General features: G+C 45.0%; 22 protein-coding genes. 11 read left to right on the forward strand and 11 right to left on the reverse strand.

Translation table 11 applies throughout. The annotated features are described in order from the left end of the window. Nucleotides 1–2: 2 nt before the first annotated feature. Complete coding sequence (locus C511_RS0114220) at nucleotides 3–605, forward strand: DUF4923 family protein (protein ID WP_027318315.1); 603 nt, start codon at nucleotides 3–5, stop codon at nucleotides 603–605. On the opposite strand, the gene C511_RS0114225 is transcribed toward C511_RS0114220, so the two are convergent. After that, nucleotides 606–1,742, reverse strand: coding sequence for an aldose epimerase family protein (locus C511_RS0114225; protein ID WP_024995664.1), 1,137 nt, complete (start codon nucleotides 1,740–1,742; stop codon nucleotides 606–608). Nucleotides 1,743–1,870: 128 nt separating this feature from the next. On the opposite strand from C511_RS0114225, the gene C511_RS0114230 reads away from it, so the two are divergent. The 6 genes from C511_RS0114230 to trxA all read left to right on the forward strand — a co-directional run bounded on the left by C511_RS0114230 (nucleotide 1,871) and on the right by trxA (nucleotide 6,843). Further along, nucleotides 1,871–2,266 carry a DUF1573 domain-containing protein gene (locus C511_RS0114230; protein ID WP_024995665.1) on the forward strand — a complete coding sequence of 132 codons (396 nt, stop codon included), beginning with the start codon at nucleotides 1,871–1,873 and terminating at the stop codon, nucleotides 2,264–2,266. Nucleotides 2,267–2,394: 128 nt separating this feature from the next. After that, complete coding sequence (locus C511_RS0114235; RefSeq protein WP_027318316.1) at nucleotides 2,395–4,383, forward strand: OPT family oligopeptide transporter; 1,989 nt, start codon at nucleotides 2,395–2,397, stop codon at nucleotides 4,381–4,383. Between the two features lie 15 nt (nucleotides 4,384–4,398). Beyond that, a complete protein-coding gene (locus tag C511_RS0114240; RefSeq protein WP_027318317.1) occupies nucleotides 4,399–5,259 on the forward strand; it encodes an alpha/beta hydrolase in 861 nt (286 codons plus the stop codon). Nucleotides 5,260–5,278: 19 nt separating this feature from the next. Further along, the gene (locus tag C511_RS0114245) at nucleotides 5,279–6,064 is read left to right on the forward strand and encodes an N-acetylmuramoyl-L-alanine amidase-like domain-containing protein (RefSeq protein ID WP_024995666.1); all 786 of its coding nucleotides are present in this window, start codon (nucleotides 5,279–5,281) and stop codon (nucleotides 6,062–6,064) included. Nucleotides 6,065–6,129: 65 nt separating this feature from the next. Further along, nucleotides 6,130–6,351, forward strand: coding sequence for a DUF6132 family protein (locus C511_RS0114250; RefSeq protein WP_024995667.1), 222 nt, complete (start codon nucleotides 6,130–6,132; stop codon nucleotides 6,349–6,351). A 24-nt stretch (nucleotides 6,352–6,375) separates the two neighbouring features. Then, nucleotides 6,376–6,843 (forward strand): thioredoxin, encoded by a 468-nt coding sequence (gene trxA / locus C511_RS0114255; RefSeq protein ID WP_024995668.1) that lies wholly within the window; start codon nucleotides 6,376–6,378, stop codon nucleotides 6,841–6,843. Nucleotides 6,844–6,951: 108 nt separating this feature from the next. Here trxA and C511_RS0114260 read toward each other — a convergent pair whose 3' ends face one another. From C511_RS0114260 to C511_RS0114275, 4 genes are all read right to left on the reverse strand, one after another. Then, nucleotides 6,952–9,168 (reverse strand): heavy metal translocating P-type ATPase, encoded by a 2,217-nt coding sequence (locus C511_RS0114260; RefSeq protein ID WP_024995669.1) that lies wholly within the window; start codon nucleotides 9,166–9,168, stop codon nucleotides 6,952–6,954. Between the two features lie 162 nt (nucleotides 9,169–9,330). Beyond that, entirely contained in the window at nucleotides 9,331–9,642 is a 312-nt protein-coding gene (locus C511_RS0114265; protein ID WP_024995670.1) for a heavy-metal-associated domain-containing protein, read from the reverse strand. Then, nucleotides 9,642–11,861 (reverse strand): TonB-dependent receptor, encoded by a 2,220-nt coding sequence (locus tag C511_RS0114270; protein ID WP_024995671.1) that lies wholly within the window; start codon nucleotides 11,859–11,861, stop codon nucleotides 9,642–9,644. Before C511_RS0114270 ends, C511_RS0114265 begins: the two co-directional genes overlap by 1 nt. Before the next feature lie 128 nt (nucleotides 11,862–11,989). Then, nucleotides 11,990–12,490 (reverse strand): hypothetical protein, encoded by a 501-nt coding sequence (locus C511_RS0114275; protein ID WP_024995672.1) that lies wholly within the window; start codon nucleotides 12,488–12,490, stop codon nucleotides 11,990–11,992. A gap of 148 nt (nucleotides 12,491–12,638) precedes the next feature. Here C511_RS0114275 and C511_RS0114280 point away from each other — a divergent pair, with 148 nt between their 5' ends. The 4 genes from C511_RS0114280 (at nucleotide 12,639) to gcvP (ending at nucleotide 17,773) form a co-directional block, all read left to right on the forward strand. Further along, nucleotides 12,639–13,487 (forward strand): DUF3298 and DUF4163 domain-containing protein, encoded by an 849-nt coding sequence (locus C511_RS0114280; protein WP_024995673.1) that lies wholly within the window; start codon nucleotides 12,639–12,641, stop codon nucleotides 13,485–13,487. Between the two features lie 23 nt (nucleotides 13,488–13,510). Continuing rightward, a complete protein-coding gene (gene rsmG / locus C511_RS0114285) occupies nucleotides 13,511–14,131 on the forward strand; it encodes a 16S rRNA (guanine(527)-N(7))-methyltransferase RsmG (RefSeq protein WP_024995674.1) in 621 nt (206 codons plus the stop codon). Nucleotides 14,132–14,194: 63 nt separating this feature from the next. After that, nucleotides 14,195–14,833, forward strand: a complete 639-nt coding sequence (locus tag C511_RS0114290; protein ID WP_024995675.1) for an MBL fold metallo-hydrolase — start codon at nucleotides 14,195–14,197, stop codon at nucleotides 14,831–14,833. Nucleotides 14,834–14,860: 27 nt separating this feature from the next. After that, nucleotides 14,861–17,773, forward strand: a complete 2,913-nt coding sequence (gene gcvP / locus C511_RS0114295) for an aminomethyl-transferring glycine dehydrogenase (protein WP_024995676.1) — start codon at nucleotides 14,861–14,863, stop codon at nucleotides 17,771–17,773. Between the two features lie 109 nt (nucleotides 17,774–17,882). Here gcvP and C511_RS0114300 read toward each other — a convergent pair whose 3' ends face one another. From C511_RS0114300 to C511_RS0114325, 6 genes are all read right to left on the reverse strand, one after another. Continuing rightward, nucleotides 17,883–18,968: an HpaII family restriction endonuclease gene (locus C511_RS0114300; protein ID WP_024995677.1), complete on the reverse strand. Its 1,086-nt coding sequence runs from the start codon at nucleotides 18,966–18,968 to the stop codon at nucleotides 17,883–17,885. A 27-nt stretch (nucleotides 18,969–18,995) separates the two neighbouring features. Further along, the gene (locus C511_RS0114305; RefSeq protein WP_024995678.1) at nucleotides 18,996–19,601 is read right to left on the reverse strand and encodes an IMPACT family protein; all 606 of its coding nucleotides are present in this window, start codon (nucleotides 19,599–19,601) and stop codon (nucleotides 18,996–18,998) included. Between the two features lie 152 nt (nucleotides 19,602–19,753). Next, complete coding sequence (locus tag C511_RS0114310; RefSeq protein WP_024995679.1) at nucleotides 19,754–21,001, reverse strand: DUF1015 domain-containing protein; 1,248 nt, start codon at nucleotides 20,999–21,001, stop codon at nucleotides 19,754–19,756. An 18-nt stretch (nucleotides 21,002–21,019) separates the two neighbouring features. Next, on the reverse strand, nucleotides 21,020–21,940 hold the full coding sequence (locus C511_RS0114315; protein ID WP_024995680.1) for an NAD(P)-dependent oxidoreductase: 921 nt from the start codon (nucleotides 21,938–21,940) through the stop codon (nucleotides 21,020–21,022). A 119-nt stretch (nucleotides 21,941–22,059) separates the two neighbouring features. Further along, complete coding sequence (gene serC, locus C511_RS0114320; RefSeq protein ID WP_024995681.1) at nucleotides 22,060–23,127, reverse strand: 3-phosphoserine/phosphohydroxythreonine transaminase; 1,068 nt, start codon at nucleotides 23,125–23,127, stop codon at nucleotides 22,060–22,062. 432 nt (nucleotides 23,128–23,559) lie between these two features. Further along, nucleotides 23,560–24,900 carry a DEAD/DEAH box helicase gene (locus C511_RS0114325; protein WP_024995682.1) on the reverse strand — a complete coding sequence of 447 codons (1,341 nt, stop codon included), beginning with the start codon at nucleotides 24,898–24,900 and terminating at the stop codon, nucleotides 23,560–23,562. Between the last annotated feature and the right edge of the window lie 23 nt (nucleotides 24,901–24,923).

Genomic DNA, 24,923 nt, shown 5'->3' on the forward strand with positions numbered 1-24,923 from the left:
ACATGTATTCATTAAAAAAAATTGGGATTGCTGCAATAATTACTGCAACATCTGTATTACCGCTGCAAGCGCAGTCCATAACAGATATATTCAATTTGGATAATATAAGTAAAGCGGTAAATAGCATTACAGGTAAAAAAGAGACAGTCAACTTAATTGGAGTGTGGAATTATACTGGTTCAGCTGTTGAGTTTGAATCATCTGACTTATTAAGGCAGGCGGGCGGAGCAGTGGCTTCATTAGCAGTTGAAAACAAAATGAACACACAATTAGCCAAAGTAGGAATCAAGCCAGGCACCATGAACTTTACGTTCAATGCTGACAGCACATTTACCAGCACTGTTGGGAAACGAACCATGAGCGGAAGCTATTCTTATAATGCTTCGACAGGTAAGGTTACTTTAAAGTACTTACAGCTATTGGGAACAAGTGCTAAAGTCGACTATTCGTCGGGAGAAATGGCCTTGCTATTTGATGCTGATAAACTACTAAAGATATTGGCCTTCATGGGAGGCAAATCAACTAACACTACGCTGAAAACTGTTAGTTCAATTGCTAAAACCTACGATGGTATGTTACTTGGGTTTGACATGAAAAAAAAATAATCATGGAGTAACGCCGAAGCGATAAACGGTGTGACTCCGGTACCGATCACCCGGACGAAGAACAGTTGACGGGAATTGTGGTTTATTGGGACTATCGGCAAAGTGCTGTGTTTCAAAACAAATGGAACAACGCTTGCCGTAAACCGTTTGTTTTTTGCCTGTTATATTCCCTTTCAAACCATTGGCCGTATAAATTTGCAATCCGGGTTCGGTGGTGTAAACTTCCATGGTGCGGCCGCTTGCATCATCTGTTATGCGGGCTGCCAAACGAGTATCGTCTCCTTGCGTATTGAGCACCCACGTGTGGTCATAACCGCCGGTAACATTCAGCTGCAAACAGTTAACATCAATGCTGTCACCAACGTAGCGGGGTGATTGGAAATCGAACGGTGTAGCAGTCACCGGCAGCATTTCACCCGTCACACATTTGGTTGAATCGTAAGGAGTGTAACGATCGGCATCAATCATTAGCTTCTGGTTCTCGACCGTATGGCTGAAATCTCCTGATATGTTGAAGAATGAATGATTAGAAAGGTTGAGAACGGTAGGTTTATCTGTGGTGGCTTCGTAGCGTATGTCTAATTCATTCTTGTCGGTCACCGTGAAATAAACGTCCACAGTCAGGTTCCCGGGAAATCCATTCTCTCCGTCGGGCGAAAAGTAGCTCAACTTTAAAGAGTTGTTATCCAAACGATCGGCTTGCCAGATGCGTGAAGCAAAGCCGGGTTCACCTCCATGAGCACAATGTGCACCGGTGTTTGCCTTTAGCTGATAGGTAACGGAATCTAAGGTAAAACGAGCATTTAAAATACGACCAATGTAACGTCCGATGGTTGCTCCGAAGTTTTGTTTTTTATTCATGTAGTCATCTACATTTGAAAATCCACAGACTACATCTTCAAACTTACCATGCCTGTCGGGTACCATCACTGAAACTACTCGTGCCCCGTAATTTGTTATACAGACTTCCATTCCGGCACTGTTCTTGAGCACAAAGAGATTGGTGAGTTGGCCGTTAACCTCTCGCTGAAAGTCGGCCGGACGCAATCCCGACAGTGTTTGTTGGTCTTTTCCCGTACACGCCATAGCCAGCACGTTCAGGCAAATGAGTGATAGTAGTGTTATCTTTTTCATCATTTTACTCTTGTTTGAAGTTTGTTACAGACTGATTTGTCATATTTAATAGAATTTCGCAAATATACGGGAATATTTCTAAAAAAAACGTCTACCTTTGTCTATTATAAAATACCAAAAGTGAAATGAATATGAAGAAAATATTATTTTTTGTTGTTATGCTGGTAATGGGTGTAGCCTATGCGTCTGCTCAAAGCCAGGCAGAAATCAAATTTGATAAGACAACACATGACTTCGGAACATTTTCAGAAAATAGTCCTGTAGTGAGTTGTACTTTTACCTTTAGCAACGTTGGAAATGCGCCTCTGGTTATTCATCAGGCAGTGGCATCTTGTGGATGCACCGTTCCCGATTACACCAAAGAACCGATACTACCGGGACAAAAAGGTACCATAAAAGTAACCTACAACGGAACCGGAAAGTATCCCGGTCACTTTAAAAAATCAATCACACTTCGCACCAATGCTAAAACAGAAATGCTACGGTTATACATTGAAGGTGACATGACAGCCAAAGATGCTAAATAAGAGATAATAAATAACAAGCCAAGGAGAATCTTTTGATTCTCCTTTTTTTTTGTTTACTTTGAAACGCTTTATCAAATAGATATACGCAATTTATTTAATCACCCTAATTATTAGCAAATTTAGAGAGTATGAAACACGAAGAAGAGAAGCCTGTAGGACTACCCGAAAATGCGTTTCGGGAGCTGAAACCCGAGGAAGAATATCAACCCTTGATGAGTCCTCATAAAAACTATGCAGAAGTTAACTTATGGTCTGTTTTATGGGGAATCGGCATGGCTGTATTATTTTCGGCCGCTGCTGCCTACCTTGGGTTAAAAGTGGGACAGGTTTTTGAAGCAGCCATCCCCATTGCCATTATTGCGGTAGGCGTATCGGGCGCAGCCAAAAGAAAGAATGCGTTAGGCGAAAACGTGATTATTCAATCAATCGGTGCCAGTTCGGGCGTTATTGTGGCGGGAGCCATTTTCACATTGCCTGCACTGTACATCTTACAAGAAACATATCCGGAAGAAATTACCATCACCTTTACTCAGGTCTTTATCAGTTCCTTATTGGGAGGTATATTGGGAATACTCTTCCTCATTCCTTTCCGCAAATACTTTGTAAAAGACATGCACGGTAAATATCCTTTTCCCGAAGCAACAGCCACCACGCAGGTGCTTGTATCGGGTGAGAAAGGCGGCAATCAGGCCAAACCTCTTCTGATGGCGGGTATCGTAGGAGGTCTTTACGATTTCATTGTGGCTACGTTCGGCTGGTGGAACGAGAACTTCACCACGCGTGTTTGCGGTTTCGGCGAAATGCTGGCCGATAAAGCCAAACTGGTTTTTAAAGTCAATACCGGAGCTGCCGTTATGGGATTGGGTTACATTGTCGGCTTGAAATATGCATCTATTATTTGTGCAGGTTCGCTGGCTGTGTGGTGGATCATCATTCCCGGCATGTCTCTCATTTGGGGCGATAGTGTTCTCAACATGTGGAATCCTGAAATAACAGCAACGGTTGGCAGCATGTTACCCGAAGAGATTTTTAAACATTATGCTAAAAGCATTGGTATTGGTGGTATTGCCATGGCCGGTGTAATTGGTATCATTCGTTCTTGGGGAATTATAAAAGGTGCTGTGGGACTAGCTGCCAAAGAGATGAAAGGCAAACCGGTTGTCGACGAAGAAACAACTCGAACTCAACGTGATCTTTCTATGAAAATCATTGCCATTGGTTCTTTACTTACATTGGTATTGATTTTCCTTTTCTTCTTCTTTGATGTCATGCAAGGCAACTTGCTTTATACCGTAGTTGGTATCTTATTGGTAGCCGGAATTGCATTCCTGTTTACAACGGTTGCGGCTAACGCCATTGCGATTGTTGGAACCAATCCGGTATCGGGAATGACACTGATGACTCTTATTTTGGCATCGGTCGTTATGGTTGCTGTAGGACTGAAAGGCCCCGGCGGAATGGTAGCGGCTTTGGTGATGGGAGGCGTTGTTTGTACGGCTCTATCCATGGCAGGCGGATTCATTACCGACCTGAAGATTGGTTATTGGTTGGGTAGCACGCCTGCCAAACAGCAAACTTGGAAGTTTTTGGGCACATTAGTATCTGCCGCCACAGTGGGTGGAGTTATGATTATTCTGAATAAAACATACGGATTTACAAGCGGACAACTCGCTGCTCCGCAGGCCAATGCCATGGCAGCTGTCATTGAACCGTTGATGAACGGCGTAGGTGCTCCCTGGTTACTCTACGGCGTAGGTGCCTTGCTTGCCATTGTACTTACATTCTTCAAAATACCGGCATTGGCTTTTGCATTGGGAATGTTCATCCCTCTGGAACTTAACGTGCCCCTAGTTGTAGGTGGAGCCATCAATTGGTACGTCACTACACGTAGTAAAGACGAAAGCATTAATACAGCCCGTGGCGAAAAAGGAACGTTGCTTGCATCCGGATTCATTGCCGGTGGTGCCCTGATGGGAGTGGTTAGTGCTGCCATGCGTTTTGGCGGAATCAACTTGGTTCAGGAGCAATGGTTGCAAAACACTTGGTCAGAAGTACTGGCATTGGGCGCTTATGCTCTGTTGATACTCTACTTCATCAAGTCGGCCATGAAGAAATAACTTAATCATCAATATATGAAAACAATTCTAGTAACAGCTCTATTGATCATGACAACGAGCTTATGCGCACAAAAGCCTATTGAACTGCCTTTATGGCCCAATGGCGCACCCAACAGCAATGAGCTGAAGGGCGACGAACAAGAAATGGATAACGGAAGAGTAAGCAACATCAAGAATCCCGGTATTACTGTTTACCGGGCAGAGCATCCCAACGGAATGGCTGTGATTATGTGTCCCGGTGGCGGTTACGCCCGTTTGGCCATGAACCATGAAGGACACGACATGGCTCCGTGGTTCAACACGCAGGGAATTACGTATGTTGTTTTGAAATACAGAATGCCCAACGGACACAACGAGGTTCCTTTCTCGGATGTTGAACAAGCCATCCGCTTGGTGAGACAACATGCTGCGGAGTGGAATATCAATCCGGCTAAGGTAGGTATCATGGGAGCATCGGCAGGCGGGCACTTGGCTTCTACACTGGCTACGCATTACACAAGTAAAGAAACTCGTCCCGATTTTCAAATTCTTCTATATCCGGTAATCACAATGGATGCAAACTTCACGCATGCCGGCTCCAGAGAGAATCTGATCACCAAAAATCCTTCAGCTGATTTAATTGCCAAGTATTCCAACGAGTTGCAAGTAAATGCGCAAACTCCGCAGGCATTTATTGCTTTGTCATCGGATGACAAGGCTGTGTTGCCTCAAAACAGTATCAACTACTACTTGGCTTTACTGAAACACAATGTTCCGGCCACCATGCACATTTATCCAACCGGAGGACACGGATGGGGATTCAGAGACAACTTTACCTACAAGCGTCAATGGACAGATGAATTGGAGAAGTGGTTGCGTGACGGCGTGAAATTATAGACATTAAAATAGGTACACTATGAAAAAGATGACATCTCTTTTATCATGTGCGCTACTTCTGGCTTTGCCGGAAGTAGGAGCGCAGGAATCCAACCCGATGCTGAGCAACGGATTGAAGTTATTGAACACTCCTTACGTAGCTTATACGCTCGAGGGAAACAGTGAAGAAGAACTAGTCGTTAACTGTGATGAGGTTGACTGCACAACGTTCGTCGAAAATGTACTGGCCATGGCTCTTTGTCCCACACAAGGCGAACAAATGAGTGAGGCCGATTTTATGAAGAACCTGCAGAACATTCGTTACCGTAACGGTCAGATTAACGGATATACCTCTCGTTTGCATTACATGACGGATTGGATTAATGATAACGTTCAAAAAGGACTGATTGAAGATGTAACGGCACAATACAGTCCGTCTACTCAAACAGTGAACCTATCGTTCATGTCATCTCACCCGGAATTATACAAACAGCTGAACTCCTCACCCGAAAGAGTTGCCGAAATGGCATCCATTGAACAACGCTTATCGGGTCAGCAAGTTCACTGGGTACCCAAGAACATGTTACCCGCCCAAGGGTTACCGTGGATTAAGAACGGTGATATCATAGCTATTACCACCAATACGCCGGGTCTGGACATTAGTCACCTGGGAATCGCTATTTACATTAAAGATCAGCTTCATTTGTTGCATGCTTCTTCCAAACAAAAAAAGGTTGTAGTTGAGAAGTTAGCCCTTAGCAGACAACTTGCCGGCAATAAAACATGGACAGGAATACGTGTTTTAAGGATGAAAAGTATTAATTAATGCTAATATCTTAATCATTTTCCAAAGGAAACTTGTTATAAGGGAAAATTAGAACAAGATACATTATGGAACAACTTAAGAAAATCATCGGCAAAAACATACTGTTTATTATCGGAGCAGTAGCAGGGGCCATCGGAGGTTACTTTTACTGGCTTTACGTAGGATGCACCAGTGGCACTTGCCCCATTACATCATCGCCATTCATGAGTACCGTTTGGGGTGCAGTAATGGGCGGATTGTTACTAAGCATCTTTCAAAAAGATAAAGATAAAAGCAAAAAACAATAATTATTCATATAACCCTGAGAACCAATGAAGAAAATAATTCTTGCAGCTGTTATGATGAGCCTGGTTGTTTCATCATGTAACGGAAAACAGAAAGAGACTGAAAAAGCAACTAATAAAACTGAAAATAAAATGAAAACAATTCATCTAAGTAAAAGTGATTTCCTGACTAAAGTAGCCAATTATGAAACAACTCCTAACGAGTGGAAGTATTTGGGCGATAAACCCGCTATCGTTGATTTCTATGCTTCGTGGTGCGGACCGTGCAAAACGATTGCTCCCATATTGGAAGAGTTAGCTGCCGAATATGGAGATCAGATATACATTTATAAAGTTGACACGGAGGAAGAACAAGAACTGGCTGCCGCTTTCGGTATCAGAAGCATCCCTACCCTATTGTTTATCCCCATGGATGGCGAACCGCAAATGGCTCAAGGTGCTATGCCAAAAGCGTCTTTTAAAGAAGCCATTGAAAAAGTTCTATTGAAGAAATAAATCATAGCAGGCTTTTCTGAGAGCACAATAACAATTACTTTTCATTTTGCACAACGAGGCTGTCATCCGCAGGGAAGGCAGCCTCGTTTTTTAGTTACTTGTAGTTGATTACTTCAGTGCGTATTTACCAAAGCTAATGGAATGAATCATGACCGACACGCTTGAGAAAGCCATTGCAGCACTAGCTAGCATGGGGTTCAGCAACAGTCCGTTCACGGGGAACAACAATCCGGCCGCAATAGGAATACCTATCAGGTTGTAGATGAATGCCCAAAACAAATTTTGATGTATGAGGCGCACTGTTTGTTTAGAGAGTGATAAAGCTTTGGGGAGCAACAATAAGTCTGAAGTCATAAGAGTTACCATCGCTACATCCATGGCAATATCGGTTCCTTTACCCATAGCAATACTTACATCGGCACGGGCAAGTGCTTGTGAATCGTTGATACCGTCGCCCACCATAGCCACTTTTTTACCCTGTAATTGCAGTTCGCGCACAAATAGTTCTTTGTCGTCGGGCAACGCATCGGCCATAAAACGAGTGATGCCCAGTTTGCGTGCCACAGCCGATGCTGTACGCTCGCCATCACCGGTAAGCATGCAAATTTCCACACCTTGGCGTTTCAACTCTTTAACGGCTTCCACAGAAGTGGCCTTAATCTGGTCGGTGATGGCAATAACAGCCAGCAATTCATGTTCGCGACCAAAGTAAACAATACTGTTTCCGGCCGATTGATATTGCACCAGCATACCTGCCATGGTATCCGAAATACCTGCACTAAAGTCTTTCAGTAGTTTGTGGCTGCCCGCCCAGTAAACTTGTTCGTTATAAACCACCTGAATTCCTTTTCCGGTAATGCTCTTGAAACCTTCTATGGCGGCAGGTTCAATGCCCGATTCCTGCAACTCGGCTACAATGGCTTCGGCTAGTGGATGCTCCGACTTCAATTCGGCTGCCAGCAATACATCTTTGAAATGCTCCTCTTCGGGACGCTCCCACAAGGAAGTCGAAACGGTGGGATGTCCTTCGGTCAGTGTTCCGGTCTTATCGAGCACCACCACATCAACCTTGCGCATTTGCTCCAATGCAACGGCATCTTTTATCAAGATATGGTAATCGGCTGCTTTACCGATACCCACCATCAAAGCTGTTGGAGTTGCCAGTCCCAGTGCACAAGGACAAGCAATGACCAGCACGGAAACGGCCGACAACATGGCATGGGAGAAATAATCGGGACCGGCTATCAGTAACCATCCAATGAATGTAAGCAAGGAAATGCCCAATACAACCGGAACAAAAATACCGGTTATCTGGTCAACAATGCGTTGCACGGGTGCTTTGCTTCCCTGTGCTTCTTGCACCATACTGATGATGCGGGCAAGTACCGTATGTTTGCCTACTTGCAAGGCTTTAATAACAAAAGAACCTTTTTGATTAATGGTTCCTGCCAGCACTTTATCATCTGTTTTCTTTTCAACCGGCACGGGTTCACCACTTATCATGCTTTCATCGACAAAAGAGTCGCCATCGGTCAGTATTCCGTCAACGGGAATCTGCTCTCCGGGACGCACCACTACCAGGTCATTTACCTGAAGTTCGGCAATGGTTACTTCCTCTTCTTTTCCGTTGCGCAACACCCGGGCTGTTTTGGGTTGTAAACCCATGAGTTTGCGTATGGCGGCAGACGTGTTACCTTTTGCACGTTCTTCCATTAATTTGCCCGTGAGCACAAAGGCTATAATGACCGTAGCGGCTTCATAATACACATGAGGTTCCAGTCCGCGGTTATACCAAAACTCAGGAAAGAAGGTGTTGAACAGACTGAAAAGAAAAGCAATGGCTGTACTCAGTGCCACCAACGTATCCATATTGCTGCGTCCCAACTTGGCTTGTTTCCATGCATTTACATAGAAAGATCTGCCGAAAAGGACCAGCACTGGCACGGATAGCACTAACATTAATACATTGGCATAAGGCAAGTGCATAAATACCATAGCAAGCAGAAGCATCGGAACAGAAAAGATCCATGCTCCGATTACGCGTTTTTTCAAACTCTGGTAGTGTTTTTGCTGCTCTTCTTGTTGGCGTTCCTGTTTGTTTTCTTCTTCCACAATGAGGTCGTAACCGGCAGCAAGTACGGCTGCCCGCATTTCACCGGGAGTCAGTTTATCGTTCTCATAAGCTACAGAAAGCGTATTGGCAGCCAGGTTGACTGAAGCATCGGATATACCGGGAAGTTTTTTGATAGTGCGTTCTACATTGGTAGCACATCCCGCGCAATGCATGTTAAGCACCGGGAATGTTTTTTTTTCTATTTTGCTCATTTGAATATGTGATTTAGGATATGTCGTATTATAGGAGTAAACAAGTGGTACGGTTTATTGTTCAAATAACCCGGCAGGCAGTGTGTAAGCACACTGTCTGTCAGGTTATTCAAAAACCAAAGACGAGATTTACATCAATAAATCCGCAGAGGGAAAAAGGCTTTATTTCTTATCGGCCTCTTTTGTCTCTTTTACCAGTTCGGCTTCGTAATCAAACTTACGGAAGCCTTCCTTGATTTTCTCAATGTTCGTTTTCTCGGCATCGTAGGTAATGGTTACCGTACGTTCTTTCAGGTCAGTGGTAAACTTCTTCAGTCCTTTTTCGAACTTGATGTTGTTCTTCACCTTGCGTTCACAGTTTTCACACTCCATTTGTGTAACCTTGAAAATAGCTGTACGAATATCTTTTGCGTACACACTTACTGCGCTGAGCAGTACTACGGCCAAAGCCGCCATCATTCTTTTTGTTTTCATCATTTGCTTAAATTTAATCTTACTCCTACATAATATTTAGCTCCATGCACAGGCCCCCAAATCATGGTTGAGTCAAAGTTGTCCCCCCAAGGTTCGGTAGCTGCTATAATGGGATTTTTTTGTTTGAAATTGGTCAGGTTTTCCGCTCCTACGTAAAGCGACCATCCCCGGAAATAACGGGTTATCTGAGCACTTAACTGTTCAAAGGAACCGTATCGGCTGCTCCACGATGAGGATCCGTCGGCCAACGCATAAGGATTGGGCATTCTTCCGCCTCCATTGAGTTGCAAGGTGGTGTCAAACTGCCAGATGCCTAGCGGTGTTTGGTAAGAAGCGGTAATCAATCCTTTGTACTTACTGGTCAGTGGTTTCTCAAGCAATTGACCGTTGTACGTGGTTTTGGCATCCGTTAAACGGTAGGCAGCCAGCAATGTAAATCCTTCAAAGAAAGGATACGAAGCTTCGACCTGAAATGCCTTGGAGTACGACTTTCCGTCGAGGTTCGTAAAGGCTATTTCATGGGGATTGCTATCCATGTCAACCACCACTTGGTTGCGGAAGTCGGTGTAATAGTATTCCGTATTCACATTCAACGTTTTGCCAAACAAAGGAATGTATGTGGAGACACTGGCACCATAGTTCCATGCTTCTTCCTGATCTAAGTTATTGGCAATCGTCACTTGGCGACTGCTTGCCAGCAGATAGTTATTTTCCGCCAATACATGATTGGTACGGTAGCCTTTACCGGCCGACAAGCGGAAATGTACTATCTCGTTGGGGTTGTACTTGATGTGGGCACGCGGGGTGACAAAGAAACCGTATTCGCTGCTGTAGTCGCCACGCAAACCACCCATCACAACGAGCTTATCATCGAGGTTATAGGTATACTGTGCATAAGCACCCGGTACGGCTTCCTTCACAAAACGTGATGTGCGGGGCAAATCAGTCTGATTCGTTAAACGGTAATTCTGGTCAAAAGAGTCATAGTTAAAGCTCAGTCCGGTTGACAAGCTGTGTCTTTTCCCCAAATTGGTTTCGTACATCAACGAAGCATAGAAGTTGCTTTGGTCCACATCGTAAAGCTTGCGACCGTAGGCGGCATCCTGGTTGTGCAGACTAGCCGATAACATCAACGCCACATTGGCATTGGTCTCTGGGTTAAGCAAATAAGCATTCTTCATGTAGGCTTCGTAACGGTTGGTTTTTATACCTATTTTATATAGGTCATCCGTCATTGACATGTTACCACCGTGAAGGGTTTGTCCGCTGTTACGGTCTTCACTGAGCGCTTTAATACCCACTTGAAATTCGTAGCGACTGTTAAAGTATGCCCAGCGGTTATGGAAATTATATTGCTCCACTTTGGGTAAGTCCAGAAAACCGTCGTTGTTGGAGTCGTGCGACTTCGTTTGGTTTTCATAGTGCATCAGCAACATAGTGCTCCAGTTCTTGTTGATCTTTGCCAGTACATCGGCATTGGCTTCGTAGCGACTATCAGAGTCGGCATAAAGGTTGGCCGTTAAAATATCAGCTTCAGGAGTTTGCGGTTTCTTGAACTCAACGTTTATTTGTCCGGTAATAGCCTCATAGCCGTTCTTAACGGAAGATGTTCCTTTGGATACCTGAATGCTCTGCATCCACGGTCCGGGTACATAGCCCAGTGCATAAGGCGCGGCAGCTCCACGATAGTTGGGTATGTTTTCAGTAAGCATCTGCACGTAGGTACCCGACAGTCCCAAGAGTCTTATCTGCTTGGCCCCTGTTGCCGCGTCCGAGTAGCTCACGTCGACCGATGGGTTGGTCACAAAGCTTTCTCCCAAGTTGCAGCATGCCGCACGAAAGAGTTCTGTGCTGCTAATCATTTCCTGATTCATCACACTGTTACGCATCTTCATGGTACCCAACTTGCGGCTAACCACGTTGACTTCACTCAACTCTACTCCTTCATTGAGCACCACATCAATAGAAGCGTTTTTCTTTTCCACGTGAATGGTGTCATTCACAAAGCCAATGAAACTAACCACCAGCATGTGGCTCTTGGCAGGCTTCTCAATGCTAAAGCGTCCTTCGGCAGAGCTGGTTACACCCGAGGTGGTTCCCATCCAGAACACGTTGGCACCGGGAATGGGTTCGCCTTGTTTGTCTTTTACAGTTCCGCGTACTTGTGCGTATGTGAAATTAGCTGTCATCATGAACAGCATAAGATAGATGTATTTCATACTTGATATTCGTTCGTTATTTAATAAATAGAATAGCTTGCCGTTGAGTTACAAACAGCAAGGGTTACCGATGTGCAAAATCGGCACTACGAGTTCGGCTCATTCATCGAAGAACCGATAACGAACGACTAAATAAGTAAGGTAGAGTAAAGAGCTAGATATTGCCGGGAGCCTACGGCAGGCGGCGAGGTATCCGTGTAGTGATGAGCCGCGTCTTCCATCCGCGGAACGGACACCATCAAATCGGGTAATTCCTGGCACAGAAGGTTTATAACCGGTACGGTAATAACCGACTCGAAAGAGTATTTTACCAAGTCGAGTTTGTAGATGCTTACCGTACAGCCTTTGCTGTGAGACAACTGTTCGCCGTGAGTGGCAACAGATTGGTGTTTCACCGAAGCGGAAGTACAGCAAGAAGGCTGTGTTTCCTGCACAGAACAAGATCCGCAAGAGGATGCAGTAGCATGCTGTGCATGTTGCACCTCACAGGGCATGTCTCCGTGTTGGTGAGATTCTACATGAGAAGACTCACAGCGATTGCAACAATAATGCATCACTGCCACACCCGCTCCCACATAGATAATGAGTACGGAGAGCAAACAAGCGATTATGTAACGGAGTCTTTTCATGCTTTTTGCAAAGATAGCTTATTAAGTGTATAAGAAGATATTAAATTTTATGTTTTTATGTGCCCGATTCGTTAATATGTTCTATATTTGTGCGTATAGACAAGGCTTTATAAGCCACTTAAAATGTAATTTAAAAGCATTTGCCATGATAAAAAAACAATATGTAATGCAGCTGGCCGTTATACTTTCTGTTGGCGGCATTTTATTTTCGTGTGGTAACAAGATGGATAAAAACACAGGCGGGTTGGAATTTGATAGTATATCAATTAACCAAACAGAACATTTGTTTGCCGACTCGGCCAAACCGGCTTGTAATTTAGTTATTAAGTATACCTATCCGGTGAAGGCAACCGACAACCGACTCAAAGACAGCTTGAACTCTTATTTCGTAGCCGCATGTTTTGGCGATAAGTATGTGGGACTACCCACACCGCAAGTTATCAAGCAGTTCAGCGAAAACTATGTGGCCGATTACCGCAAAGATCTGGAACCCATGTATCTGGAAGACCAGAAAAAGCACGATGATGAGGTTACTCCGTGGTATTCTTATTATAAGAGCATTGAAGGACACGTGCAGCACTACAAAAGCAATTTGCTTACCTACCGGATTAACTACAACGAATATACGGGCGGTGCTCACGGCATGTACACAACCACTTACCTGAACATCAACCTGGCTACCCTTCGACCTATTAAGTTGAATGATGTATTTGTTGGCGAATATCAGGAGTTGCTCACCGATTTGCTGTGGAATCAGCTGATGGCCGATAATAAAATGACTACTCGCGAGGAATTGGAAGATATAGGATATGGATCGACCGGCGATTTGGTGGCTACGGATAATTTCTATCTGGAGCCAGACGGTATTGTATTTCATTTCAACGTGTATGAATTTACACCTTATGCCATGGGTGAAGTGAACATTAAACTTCCTTACCAAATGATGGAGCACATCTTGGCAAAAGATAATATGATCATCAACGAACTTAAAAATTAATAGATAAAACCACGATTATTTTCATGGATATTATATTGAAATATTTTCCCGACATTACAGAGGAACAAAAAAAACAGTTTGCAGCCTTGTATGATTTATACACGGAATGGAATGCAAAAATCAACGTTATCTCACGCAAAGACATTGAAAACTTGTATGAGCACCACGTGTTACACTCGCTGGGTATTGCACGCGTCATACAGTTCCGTGCCGGATCTCGCATCATGGATTTGGGTACGGGCGGTGGTTTTCCGGGCATACCGTTGGCTATCTTGTTTCCCGAAGTGCACTTTCACTTGGTTGACAGTATCGGCAAAAAGGTGCGGGTGGCTACAGAGGTGGCTAGTGCCATTGGCCTGAAAAATGTTACTTTCAGACATGCAAGGGCCGAGGAAGAGAAGCAAACGTTTGATTTTGTAGTGAGCCGGGCTGTGATGCCACTTGCCGATCTGATTAAAATAATCAAAAAAAACATATCGGTGAAGCAACAAAACGCCCTGCCAAACGGTTTAATTTGTCTGAAAGGCGGTGAGCTGGAGCACGAAGCCATGCCTTTTAAACACAAAACGGTTATGCACAACCTGAGCGATGAATTCGAAGAAGAGTTCTTTAAAACCAAGAAAGTGGTTTACGTAACGGTGTAAGCCGTATCATACTGAGTAAAGCGGATGCGCCTTGGCGCTCCGCATCATTTTAAAGTGAACAAGATGAAAATAAAAAGATTTGAATTTAATATGTTCCCGGTAAATTGCTACGTGGTGTGGGATGAAACTTACGAAGCAGTAGTCATTGATCCGGGATGCTATTACGAAGAAGAAAAGCAGGCTCTCAAAACATTTATCCTCTCCAATAAGCTTACCGTGAAACATTTGCTCAACACACACCTGCATCTGGATCACATCTTCGGTAACCCGTTTATGCTGAAAGAGTTCGGATTGAAAGCCGAGGCTTGTCAGATTGACGAATTCTGGCTGGAAAATGCCGCGAAACAATCGCGCATGTTTGGCTTTGAATTGAAGGAAGAACCGGTTCCACTAGGTAAGTATCTGCACGATGGTGACTTCATCAGCTTTGGTAATACTCAATTGGAGGCCATTCACGTGCCGGGTCACTCACCGGGCAGTTTGGTATTCTACAGCAAGGGAGATAACTGCATGTTTTCCGGTGATGTTCTGTTTCAAGGCAGCATAGGCAGGGCCGACCTCGCAGGCGGGAATTTCGATGATCTGCGTGAACACATCTGTAGCCGACTGTTCGTTTTGCCCAACGAAACCATTGTTTACCCCGGGCATGGTGCTCCTACTACCATTGGCATAGAGAAAGTGGAGAATCCGTTTTTCAGATAATGCAATCAAACTAAAACCTTAAATATCATGGAAACAAATACATTGTGCAATCGTCACATCGGTCCCGATGAGAGCGATGTGAAAAAGATGCTTGAAAAGATAGGTGTGCACTCGCTGGATGAGCTGATTAATCAGGTTATTCCGGCTGACATTCGTCTCAAAGAACCCATTGAGTTACCGGAACCGCTCACGGAATATGCTTACGGTAAACACATGGCAGAACTGGCAGCTAAAAATAAGTTATATGCTACCTACATCGGTATGGGATGGTACAACACCATTACGCCGGCCGTCATTCAGCGCAATGTATTTGAGAACCCCGTGTGGTACACTTCGTATACACCTTATCAGGCTGAGATTTCGCAAGGGCGGCTCGAGGCACTGATGAATTTTCAAACGGCTGTGTGCGACCTTACAGGTATGCCGCTGGCCAACAGTTCGCTGCTCGACGAAGCGACTGCTGCTGCCGAAGCGGTAACGATGATGCACGGACTTAGACCACGTGATCAGCAAAAGAACAATGCCAACGTGGTGTTGGTCGACGAAAAGATTTTTCCGCAAACGCTGGCGGTTATGCAAACACGGGCGTTGCCTCAGGGCATTGAGCTACGGGTTGGTCAGTACACTTCTTTTGAATTTACGCCCGATGTATTTGCCTGTGTGATACAGTATCCTAACGCCGACGGTAGTGTGGAGGATTATCGGGAGTTAACAGCCCAAGCACATGCAGCCAACTGCAAGGTGGCTGTAGCAGCCGATATACTGAGTTTGGCGCTACTCACTCCTCCGGGCGAATGGGATGCGGATGTGGTATTTGGCAGCACACAGCGACTGGGCGTGCCCTTGTTCTATGGCGGACCCTCGGCTGCTTACTTTGCTACGCGCGATGAATACAAACGCAACGTACCGGGACGAATCATTGGGTGGTCAAAAGATAAGTACGGTAAACCTTGTTTCCGCATGGCGTTGCAAACGCGTGAGCAGCACATCAAGCGCGAGAAGGCTACTTCAAACATCTGCACGGCACAAGCCTTACTGGCCACCATGGCCGGATTTTATACGGTGTATCATGGTGAGGAAGGCATTAAAAGCATAGCCCGGAAAATTCACGCTACAACGGTTTTTCTTGATAAAGCATTGCAGGCTCTGGGCTACAACCAGTTCAACAAGGCTTATTTTGATACGCTGCGCATAGCTCTTCCTCAAGAGGTTTCCACGCAGCATCTTCAAAGCGTGGCGCTGAGCAAGGAGGTCAATTTGCGCTACTTTGACAACGGTGATGTAGGGGTCAGCATCGATGAAACAACTGATGTCTGTGCGCTGAAAACATTGATAAGTGTATTTGCCATCGCTGCCAACCGAACTTCAGAAAGCATTCAGCCTGTTAGTGAAGCCTGTGTTATCCCTGACACATTGCAAAGAAAAAGCAGTTTCCTGATGCACCCGGTGTTCCGGTCGTATCACACGGAAACGGAAATGATGCGCTACATCAAGCGGTTGGACCGCAAAGATATTTCGTTGGCGCACTCTATGATTTCGCTGGGTTCGTGCACCATGAAGCTGAATGCAGCATCGGAGATGCTTCCGCTGAGCCGTCCCGAATTTGGTGGAATGCATCCGCTGGTTCCGGCAGATCAAGCGCAGGGGTATTTAGAAATGATTCAAAATCTGGGGCAGTATTTGCAGCGCATTACGGGCTTTGCAGGGGTAAGTTTCCAACCAAACTCGGGTGCTGCGGGCGAATATACCGGACTCATGGTGATTCGTTCTTTCCTGACAAGCATCGGTCAGGGACATCGCGACAAAGTACTTATTCCGGCATCGGCACACGGTACCAATCCGGCATCGGCGGTGCAGGCAGGCTTCAACGTTGTGATTTGTGCGTGCGATGAGCAGGGAAATGTCGACATGGGCGATCTGCGCAACAAAGCCGAAGCCAACCGCAATGAACTGGCTGCATTGATGATTACCTACCCTTCAACACACGGCATATTCGAAACTTCTATTCGTGAAATATGCGAGCTCATTCACAGTTGTGGGGCTCAGGTTTACATGGATGGTGCCAATATGAATGCGCAGGTCGGACTGACTAACCCGGGCTTTATCGGTGCCGATGTGTGTCACCTCAATTTACATAAAACATTCTGCATTCCTCACGGTGGTGGTGGTCCGGGTGCCGGCCCTATTTGCGTGGCTGCTCATCTGGTGCCGTTCTTACCCTCGCATCCGCACTTTGCTGATAATAGCACCGCCAACGTGCTCCACGAAGCAGATGATGTGCATGCCGGTGTAAATGATTTACCACTGCATACGGTAGCAGCTTCGCCTTATGGCAGTGCAGGAATCTTACCTGTTACTTACGGCTACATCCGCATGATGGGGGCAGCCGGACTAACGGCTGCTACGCGTGATGCTATTCTGAACGCTAATTACTTGGCTGCTTGTTTGCGAGACACTTATGGCATTGTTTACCGTGGGGCAACTGGTTTTGTGGGACACGAAATGATTTTGGAATGCCGTAACATACATCAGGAAACTGGCATCACTGAAAACGATATGGCCAAGCGACTGATGGATTACGGATACCATGCACCTACCCTTTCGTTCCCTGTGCACGGCACGCTGATGATTGAACCGACCGAAAGTGAGAGTCTGGCCGAATTAGATAATTTCGTAGAGGTAATGTTGAGCATCTGGCAAGAAATTGAGGAGGTGAAAAACGGCACGGCCAGCAAGGAAGATAATGTGCTGATCAACGCTCCACACCCTGAATACGAAGCGGTAGCCGATAATTGGGAGCACAGTTACGTACGGCAAAAGGCTGTTTACCCCACTGAAAGTGTGCGCAACAATAAATTCTGGATAAACGTGGCAAGAGTAGATAATACGCTGGGCGATCGAAAATTACTGCCTACGCTCTACGGAGTGTCACAGTTATGAGCTATATAGACGAACTGTCCTCACCTATATAGCCTATAGGCACTGAGGTATATAGCCGGTTTCAATGAGCTATATACCTCAGTACTTGTTGGCTATATACTCCAGGCGTTTAGCGTTTCACCAAACCAATTTTGGCATTTAGTTTAAAGTAGTACACTCCGTTTTCACGCTCCAGGAAACCGTATTTATCTTTCTCAACCGCTCCTTTCTCGAAGCGGGTATTGAGGAAAAGAAAGTCTTCGAATACTGCTTTATCTGATTTGTGGTAGCACAGTACTTCGCCGTTGCCACTAACCAAAAGCATTCCCTCCACAGCCGAGTCGGTTCCGTTGTAAATCTTGGCAGGGCGCATACCCAAAGCCAAAGCCAACAAGAACTGCTTCATCTTGAACTCATAATAATGGTGCTTGGTGATGAGTTCCTCCTTTATCTTTAATGGATTGATGGAGTTCATAGCCTCGGTCAGTTCGGAAACACGAGTAATTCCGTCGAGCTGCATCACACGAAGCATCTCTGCCAGCAAACGTGGAAAATGCAGGTCAATCATCAGGAGATTGCTGCGAAATACCTTGTCGGCTACATCGGCATACTTCAGCACTCCACCCAAACGGTCAATCAGCATCATGCGGTCGGCCACTTCATTGGCAGATTCCAGTGCATTGACTTTGCTCACAGTGGGCGTTGCAAATTTAATACCTGTTTGCTCAAACTTCAAGTTGGCCGTGCGCCCACCGTCGAGTAACGGATTCATCCGTCCGATGCGCGAGCGTACCACAAGCCCCGTAAGCGGTGCATCGGCATGCCAGAAAGCAATAGAAAAGTCTGTGCGATCTTCTGTTTTTGCTTCCAGGTCAAAGATAGAAACAGCATCGAGAAACTCCTCTACTCCATCGGGTGAAGCCACTTCATCATCGGGCGATGTCTTTATCGCATCCAAAATAAGATCGGCCACAGTGGCAAAATCCTCTCTTGGGAAACGAGCATCCATCTCTTCACCCACCACATGTACTTCCTCTCCTTCTAGGTAATAGCGACGGGTGCCATTGTGCTCTTCGCGTTGAATCATTGCAATGCTCAACTTCTTTTCATCGTCTTTTTTCCCCTGCGGAGTACCCATGTGTACCACACCGGTTGCCAGCAAGCGGAAAAACGTATACAACTCACTCCACTCTTTTTTTGTTGCTTCAAATGCCATCTTATCTGATATATAATATTTAATTGACTAATCTTGGTCGGCCAAACGAGCCGTTTCAACTTTCAACAAGCGCTCGCGTAAGCGGGGCATGCACGAACGGCGAATACGAAGCGTCATGCGGCAATCCATGTCATACAACTGGTCTACAATTTCGGGTTCTTCTTCCTTCACAATGCGCATTACATCATTAATGAAGGGGTATTCAAAAAGCACCGTAACCTCGTCGTCGACGGTTTTCTCCAGAATGGTAGCAGCAGCAATTGCTTCGGCAGCGGCAGCTTTATAAGCCACAATAAGTCCACTGGTTCCCAACTTGATACCACCAAAATAACGCACCACAATCACCAGAATATCCGTCAGCTCGTTCGAGTTAATCTGCCCCAAAATGGGTTTGCCCGCAGTACCCGATGGTTCTCCGTTGTCATTGGCACGAAAGTCTTTGCGTTCGTGTCCCAGCATGTACGCATAGCACACGTGGCGAGCATCGTAGTACTTCTTTTGATACACTTCCAAATGCTCTTTTATCTCTTCTACGGTTTTCACCGGAAGGGCCACAGCAATGAATTTGCTTCTCTTCTCAGTGTACAACCCTTCGGATACATCGGCTATTGTTTTATAAGTATCTTGAACCATGGCGCAAAGTTACAAAAAAAGTCATTACATATAACTAAAAAGGGCTGCCCGCTTTTGCAGACAGCCCCTATAGTGCTTATTATTAAGACGCAGAAGCGTCATTTGTTCATGGTTAGCATACGCCTCACGCGCTACAGCATGAACGCTACGGCTTATACCAATTTGTGAATCACAAGGCCCGAACGCAATTTGGGTTCAAACCAAGTAGTTTTGGGAGGCATAATATTACCGGTATCGGCAATGTCCATGAGCTGTTTCATGGAAACAGGATAGAGAGCCAATGCCACTTTCATTTCTCCGCTGTCAACACGTTTGCTCAGTTCGCCTAAGCCACGGATGCCACCTACAAAATCAATTCGTTTATCAGAGCGCAAGTCCTTGATGCCCAGAATCTCATCCAGAATGAGGTTGGAAGAGATGGTAACATCCAATACACCAATCGGGTCATTGTCATCATACGTACCCGGTTTAGCAGTCAAACTGTACCATTTGCCCTCCAGATACAAGCTGAAGTTATGCAACTCATTGGGCTTGTAAATATCAGCACCTTTCTCTTCTACAACAAAACTCTTTTCGAGAGCAGCAAGAAACTCAGCAGCTGAAAGCCCGTTAAGATCCTTCACCACGCGGTTGTAGTCGATAATGGTCAACTGATTGGCCGGGAAACACACTGCCATGAAGTAGTTGTACTCCTCATCACCACGGTGATTGGGGTTCTGTTTAGCTTTCTCGGCACCCACCAACGCAGCAGCTGCCGAACGGTGATGGCCATCGGCAATATATAACGCCGGCATGGCAGCAAATTCCTTCGTTACGGTAGCAATGTCACTTGCATCATCAATAATCCAGAATGTATGTCCAAATCCATCGCCCGGAGCAATGAAATCATAAACAGGCTCCTGAACAGTATATTTCTTCACCAAGGCATCCAACGTTGCATTATCGGGATAGGCAAAGAATACCGGCTCAATGTTAGCATTGTTCACACGAACATGCTTCATGCGGTCTTCCTCCTTGTCGCGACGGGTTAGTTCGTGCTTTTTGATGATTCCATTCATATAGTCGGGCACGTAAGCACCAACCACCAAACCATACTGCGTTTTGCCATTCATGGTTTGTGCATAGATGTAGTACAATTCCTTTTCGTCCTGTACCAACCATCCTTTGTCCTGGAATAATTGGAAATTCTCTGCGGCTTTGGCATACACACAGTCATCGTGCTCGTCGGTGCCCTGCGGAAAATCAATTTCCGGCTTGATAATGTGATAAAGAGATTTTTCGTTTCCGGCAGCCTCTTCACGGGCTTCTTCTGAGTTTAACACGTCGTAAGGGCGCGATGCTACTTGCTCCACCAGGTTCTGAGGCGGACGAATACCCTTAAAAGGTTTTATTATTGCCATAAATTCTATTCATTAATATTATTTGTTTACTCTGAACTTCTCGCATCCATCTTTCAGGAAGCCAACAATTTGTTTGGCAGCAGCAATTCCGGCATTGATATTTGCTTCGGCAGTCTGCGCACCCATTTTCTTCGGAGTAGCAAAATAACGACCGGCAAACTTTTCTGCAAACTCTGCATGAGCAGCCGGCATAATGTCAGTAACATACTTGAAGTCGGGTCTGTCGGCCATCAGTTTCAGCACTTCAGCTTCGTTGATTACCTCTTTGCGCGCTGTGTTTACCAGCAATCCACCTTTAGGCATGCCATTGAGCAATGCATAGTTGATGGAGTTCTTTGTTTCGGCAGTTGCCGGAATGTGCAAAGAAACAACATCACAAGCCTTATAAAGTTCATCGGCAGAGTCACAAACTATCACCCCTTCGCTCTCCATCACTTCTTTAGGGCAAAAAGCATCGTATGCGTAAATCTCCATACCAAAACCTCTGGCTATGCGGGCCACATTGCGACCTACATTTCCATAAGCATGAATACCCAGTTTTTTACCCATCAGTTCCGTTCCCGAAGTTCCGTTGTAGAAGTTACGCACAGCATAGACCATCATACCCAAAGCAAGTTCGGCCACAGCATTAGCATTCTGTCCGGGCGTATTCATCACACAAACTTGGTGAGCAGTTGCAGCTTCCAGATCAACGTTATCATATCCGGCGCCGGCACGAACCACTATTTTCAGTTCCTTGGCAGCATCCAGAACCTCAGCATCAATAATGTCACTACGTATAATGATGGCATTGGCATCTTTCACAGCATCCAGCAATTGAGCCTTTTCAGTATATTTTTCGAGTAAAGCCAGTTCAAATCCGGCAGCTTCAATCTCTTTACGAATACCGTCTACAGCCACTTTGGCAAACGGTTTGTCGGTAGCAATTAGTACTTTCATAGCAAATATTGATAGTTTATAAAATGAAATCACCACAGATTACACAAGGCATTTTCACAGATTATTATTCATCTGCGCCCTCGTACAATCTGTGGTGAAAATTATATTAATAAGGTTGCTTAGTGCAGTTTTTCAAACTCCTGCATGCAATCTATTAAAGCCTGAACACTTTCTTTTGGGAGGGCATTGTAGCACGAAGCTCTGAAACCGCCCACCGAACGGTGACCTTTGATACCCACCATACCTCTTTCTGTAGCGAACTTCAAGAAATCGGCTTCCAGTTCTTTGTATTCGGGAGTCATAACGAAGCAGATGTTCATTCTGGAACGATCTTCTTCGGCAGCAGTACCCACAAATAGTTTGTTGCGATCAATTTCATTGTACAGCAAATCGGCTTTCTCAATGGCACGGCGTTCCATCTCTTTTACGCCACCCTGAGCTTTAACCCATTTCAGTGTTTGCAATGCAGCATAAATAGGTACTACAGGAGGTGTGTTAAACATCGAACCATTATCAATGTGAGTTTGATAGCTCAACATTGTAGGAATGTAACGAGACACCTTACCCAGCGCGTCATTCTTCACAATAACAAAAGTAAGACCGGCAGGAGCCAGATTCTTTTGTGCACCACCATAAATACAAGCGTATTTAGATACGTCGATAGGGCGTGAGAAAATATCCGAAGACATGTCGGCTACGACAGGAATCGGCGAATTAAGATCTTCCTTTAACTCTGTACCAAAAATTGTGTTGTTGGTTGTAATGTGAAAGTAGTCTGCGTCGGTTGGGATTGTGTAGTCTTTCGGGATAAATGTGTAATTAGCATCGGCTGAAGAGGCAACTTCAACAACTTCACCAAAGCCTTTGGCTTCCTTCATTGCTTTTTTTGCCCATGTACCGGTATTGAGGTAAGCTGCTTTCTTCTCAAGGAAATTGAAAGGTACCATGCAGAATTCCAAACTGGCACCACCACCCAGGAAGAGCACCGAGTAACCCTCGGGAATGTTAAGTAGTTCCTTAAACAACGCTTCCGCTTCGTCAACCACAGGTTGGAAGTCTTTAGCACGGTGGCTGATTTCCATCAGAGAGAGACCAGACCCATTAAAATCCAAAATGGCCTTTGCAGTATCCTCTATTACTTCGCGAGGAAGTATGGAAGGTCCGGCATTGAAATTATGCTTTTTCATTTGAAAGTTGGTTTTTGTTATACAATTTCAGTTATTAGAAGTCTTAAGACGCTGCGAAATTACAAAATATTTCCCTTACGCCAAACGTTTCTCTATAAAATTATAATCACTAAGGCTATTTACCTTTCTTTTTATTGGTTTATACAGTATTTATACACCAGATTGTTAGTCGGGTAAACTCAATGGAATGCGCATAAAAAGATGAATTAATCAAAACAAAGAAACACGTATAACAAACTGATTATTACTATTATACAAGAACAAACACATAAATATGCAAATCAAAAATATATACCTGACGGACATATTAATGAGAAAGATGCTGCCAAATAATGTTTCATAAAAAAAAGATGACCTCAGAGCAGTTTTGTCACAAAACAAAAACAGACAAAGCATATTATTATGAGCGTTATCGCACACAACATCGTGCTATTATTTTGCTTCTTCAATTAGAGTCTTCATTCCCTTTATTTTTTCTCCCCGAATCAAGGTAAACAGTTGCTTTATTTTGCTGCGACGCACTGCCACGAAAGCATAATGCTCTTTCACATCCACGCGGCCCACATCTTCCTTGCCTAAATTCCCCTTTTTATAAAGGAAACCCACAATATCAATTTTGTTCAGCTTATCCTTTTTCCCTTTACCTATATATATAGTAGCCCACAGCGGTTGGGGCGGACGAGCCGGATTGTCGGGTAATTGATACACCTCCGTGTCTTCAGGCACATAAGTCGGACAAACTTCTTCTGCATGCAGAATGATATAAGACGTTCCGCTGGCATCCCAACGAGCTGTTCGTCCGTTGCGATGGGTAAACGCTTCCTCATTGACCGGCAAATGATAATGAATGATGTGCTCCACCTCGGGAATATCTAATCCACGAGCAGCCAAATCTGTAGAAACCAACACGTGACAACTGCCGTTTCTGAACTTATAAAGCGCCTTTTCCCGGTCGGGTTGTTCCATGCCACCATGAAACACCTCGTTGTAAAGTCCCTTTTCAGCCAGCAAAGCACCTACCCTATCGGCTGCATCGCGGTGGTTGCAGAACACAATGCTCGAGCTGCTTCCCAGCGAACAAAGCAAGGCAAACAACGTATCAATTTTGTCTTTCGCAGGAGATATCACTTTCATCAGGCGAAGGCGTGATTCAGACTCTTCGCCATCGGGAGAAAGATAATTGAGCCTGATTACCCGGTTATCGATACCGGTAAACTGTGGAATTTCGGCAGCATCAGTAGCCGATAAAAGCATGCGCTTTGCAAGACCCGGCAACTGGTTAATAATTTCAGCCATCTCATCCTGGAAACCAAACTCCAGTGATTTGTCGAATTCATCAATCACTAACGTATGAATGGTGTCGGGGTTGAAATTTCCTTTCCCCAAATGGTCTGTGATACGTCCCGGCGTACCTATAATTAAAGCCGGACGGTTGCCCAGCATATTTTTCTTCTCTTCGGCAATAGGGTGCCCACCGTAACAGCAAACAGCTTTCCACGGCGTATTCATGTCTTTAAAAACGGTTTCAATTTGCAATGCCAATTCGCGAGAGGGAACTAGTATCATTGCCTGTATAGCGTCATCGGTCGGTTTCAACAGCTGAAGTAACGGTAGCAAATAGGCCAGTGTTTTGCCGGTGCCCGTAGGCGACAACAAAATAACATCCTCGCGTTCGCCTGCAGCGCAAGCCAACGCAGCTTCCTGCATAGGGTTTAGTTTTTCTATTTTCAAGGCAGCCAAAGCCGCACGTACAATTTGAGTCTTCTTTTCCATCCTTATTTCTTTACGCAACAAAG

The organism is Bacteroides graminisolvens DSM 19988 = JCM 15093 (assembly GCF_000428125.1).
GTDB classification, from domain to species: domain Bacteria; phylum Bacteroidota; class Bacteroidia; order Bacteroidales; family Bacteroidaceae; genus Bacteroides; species Bacteroides graminisolvens.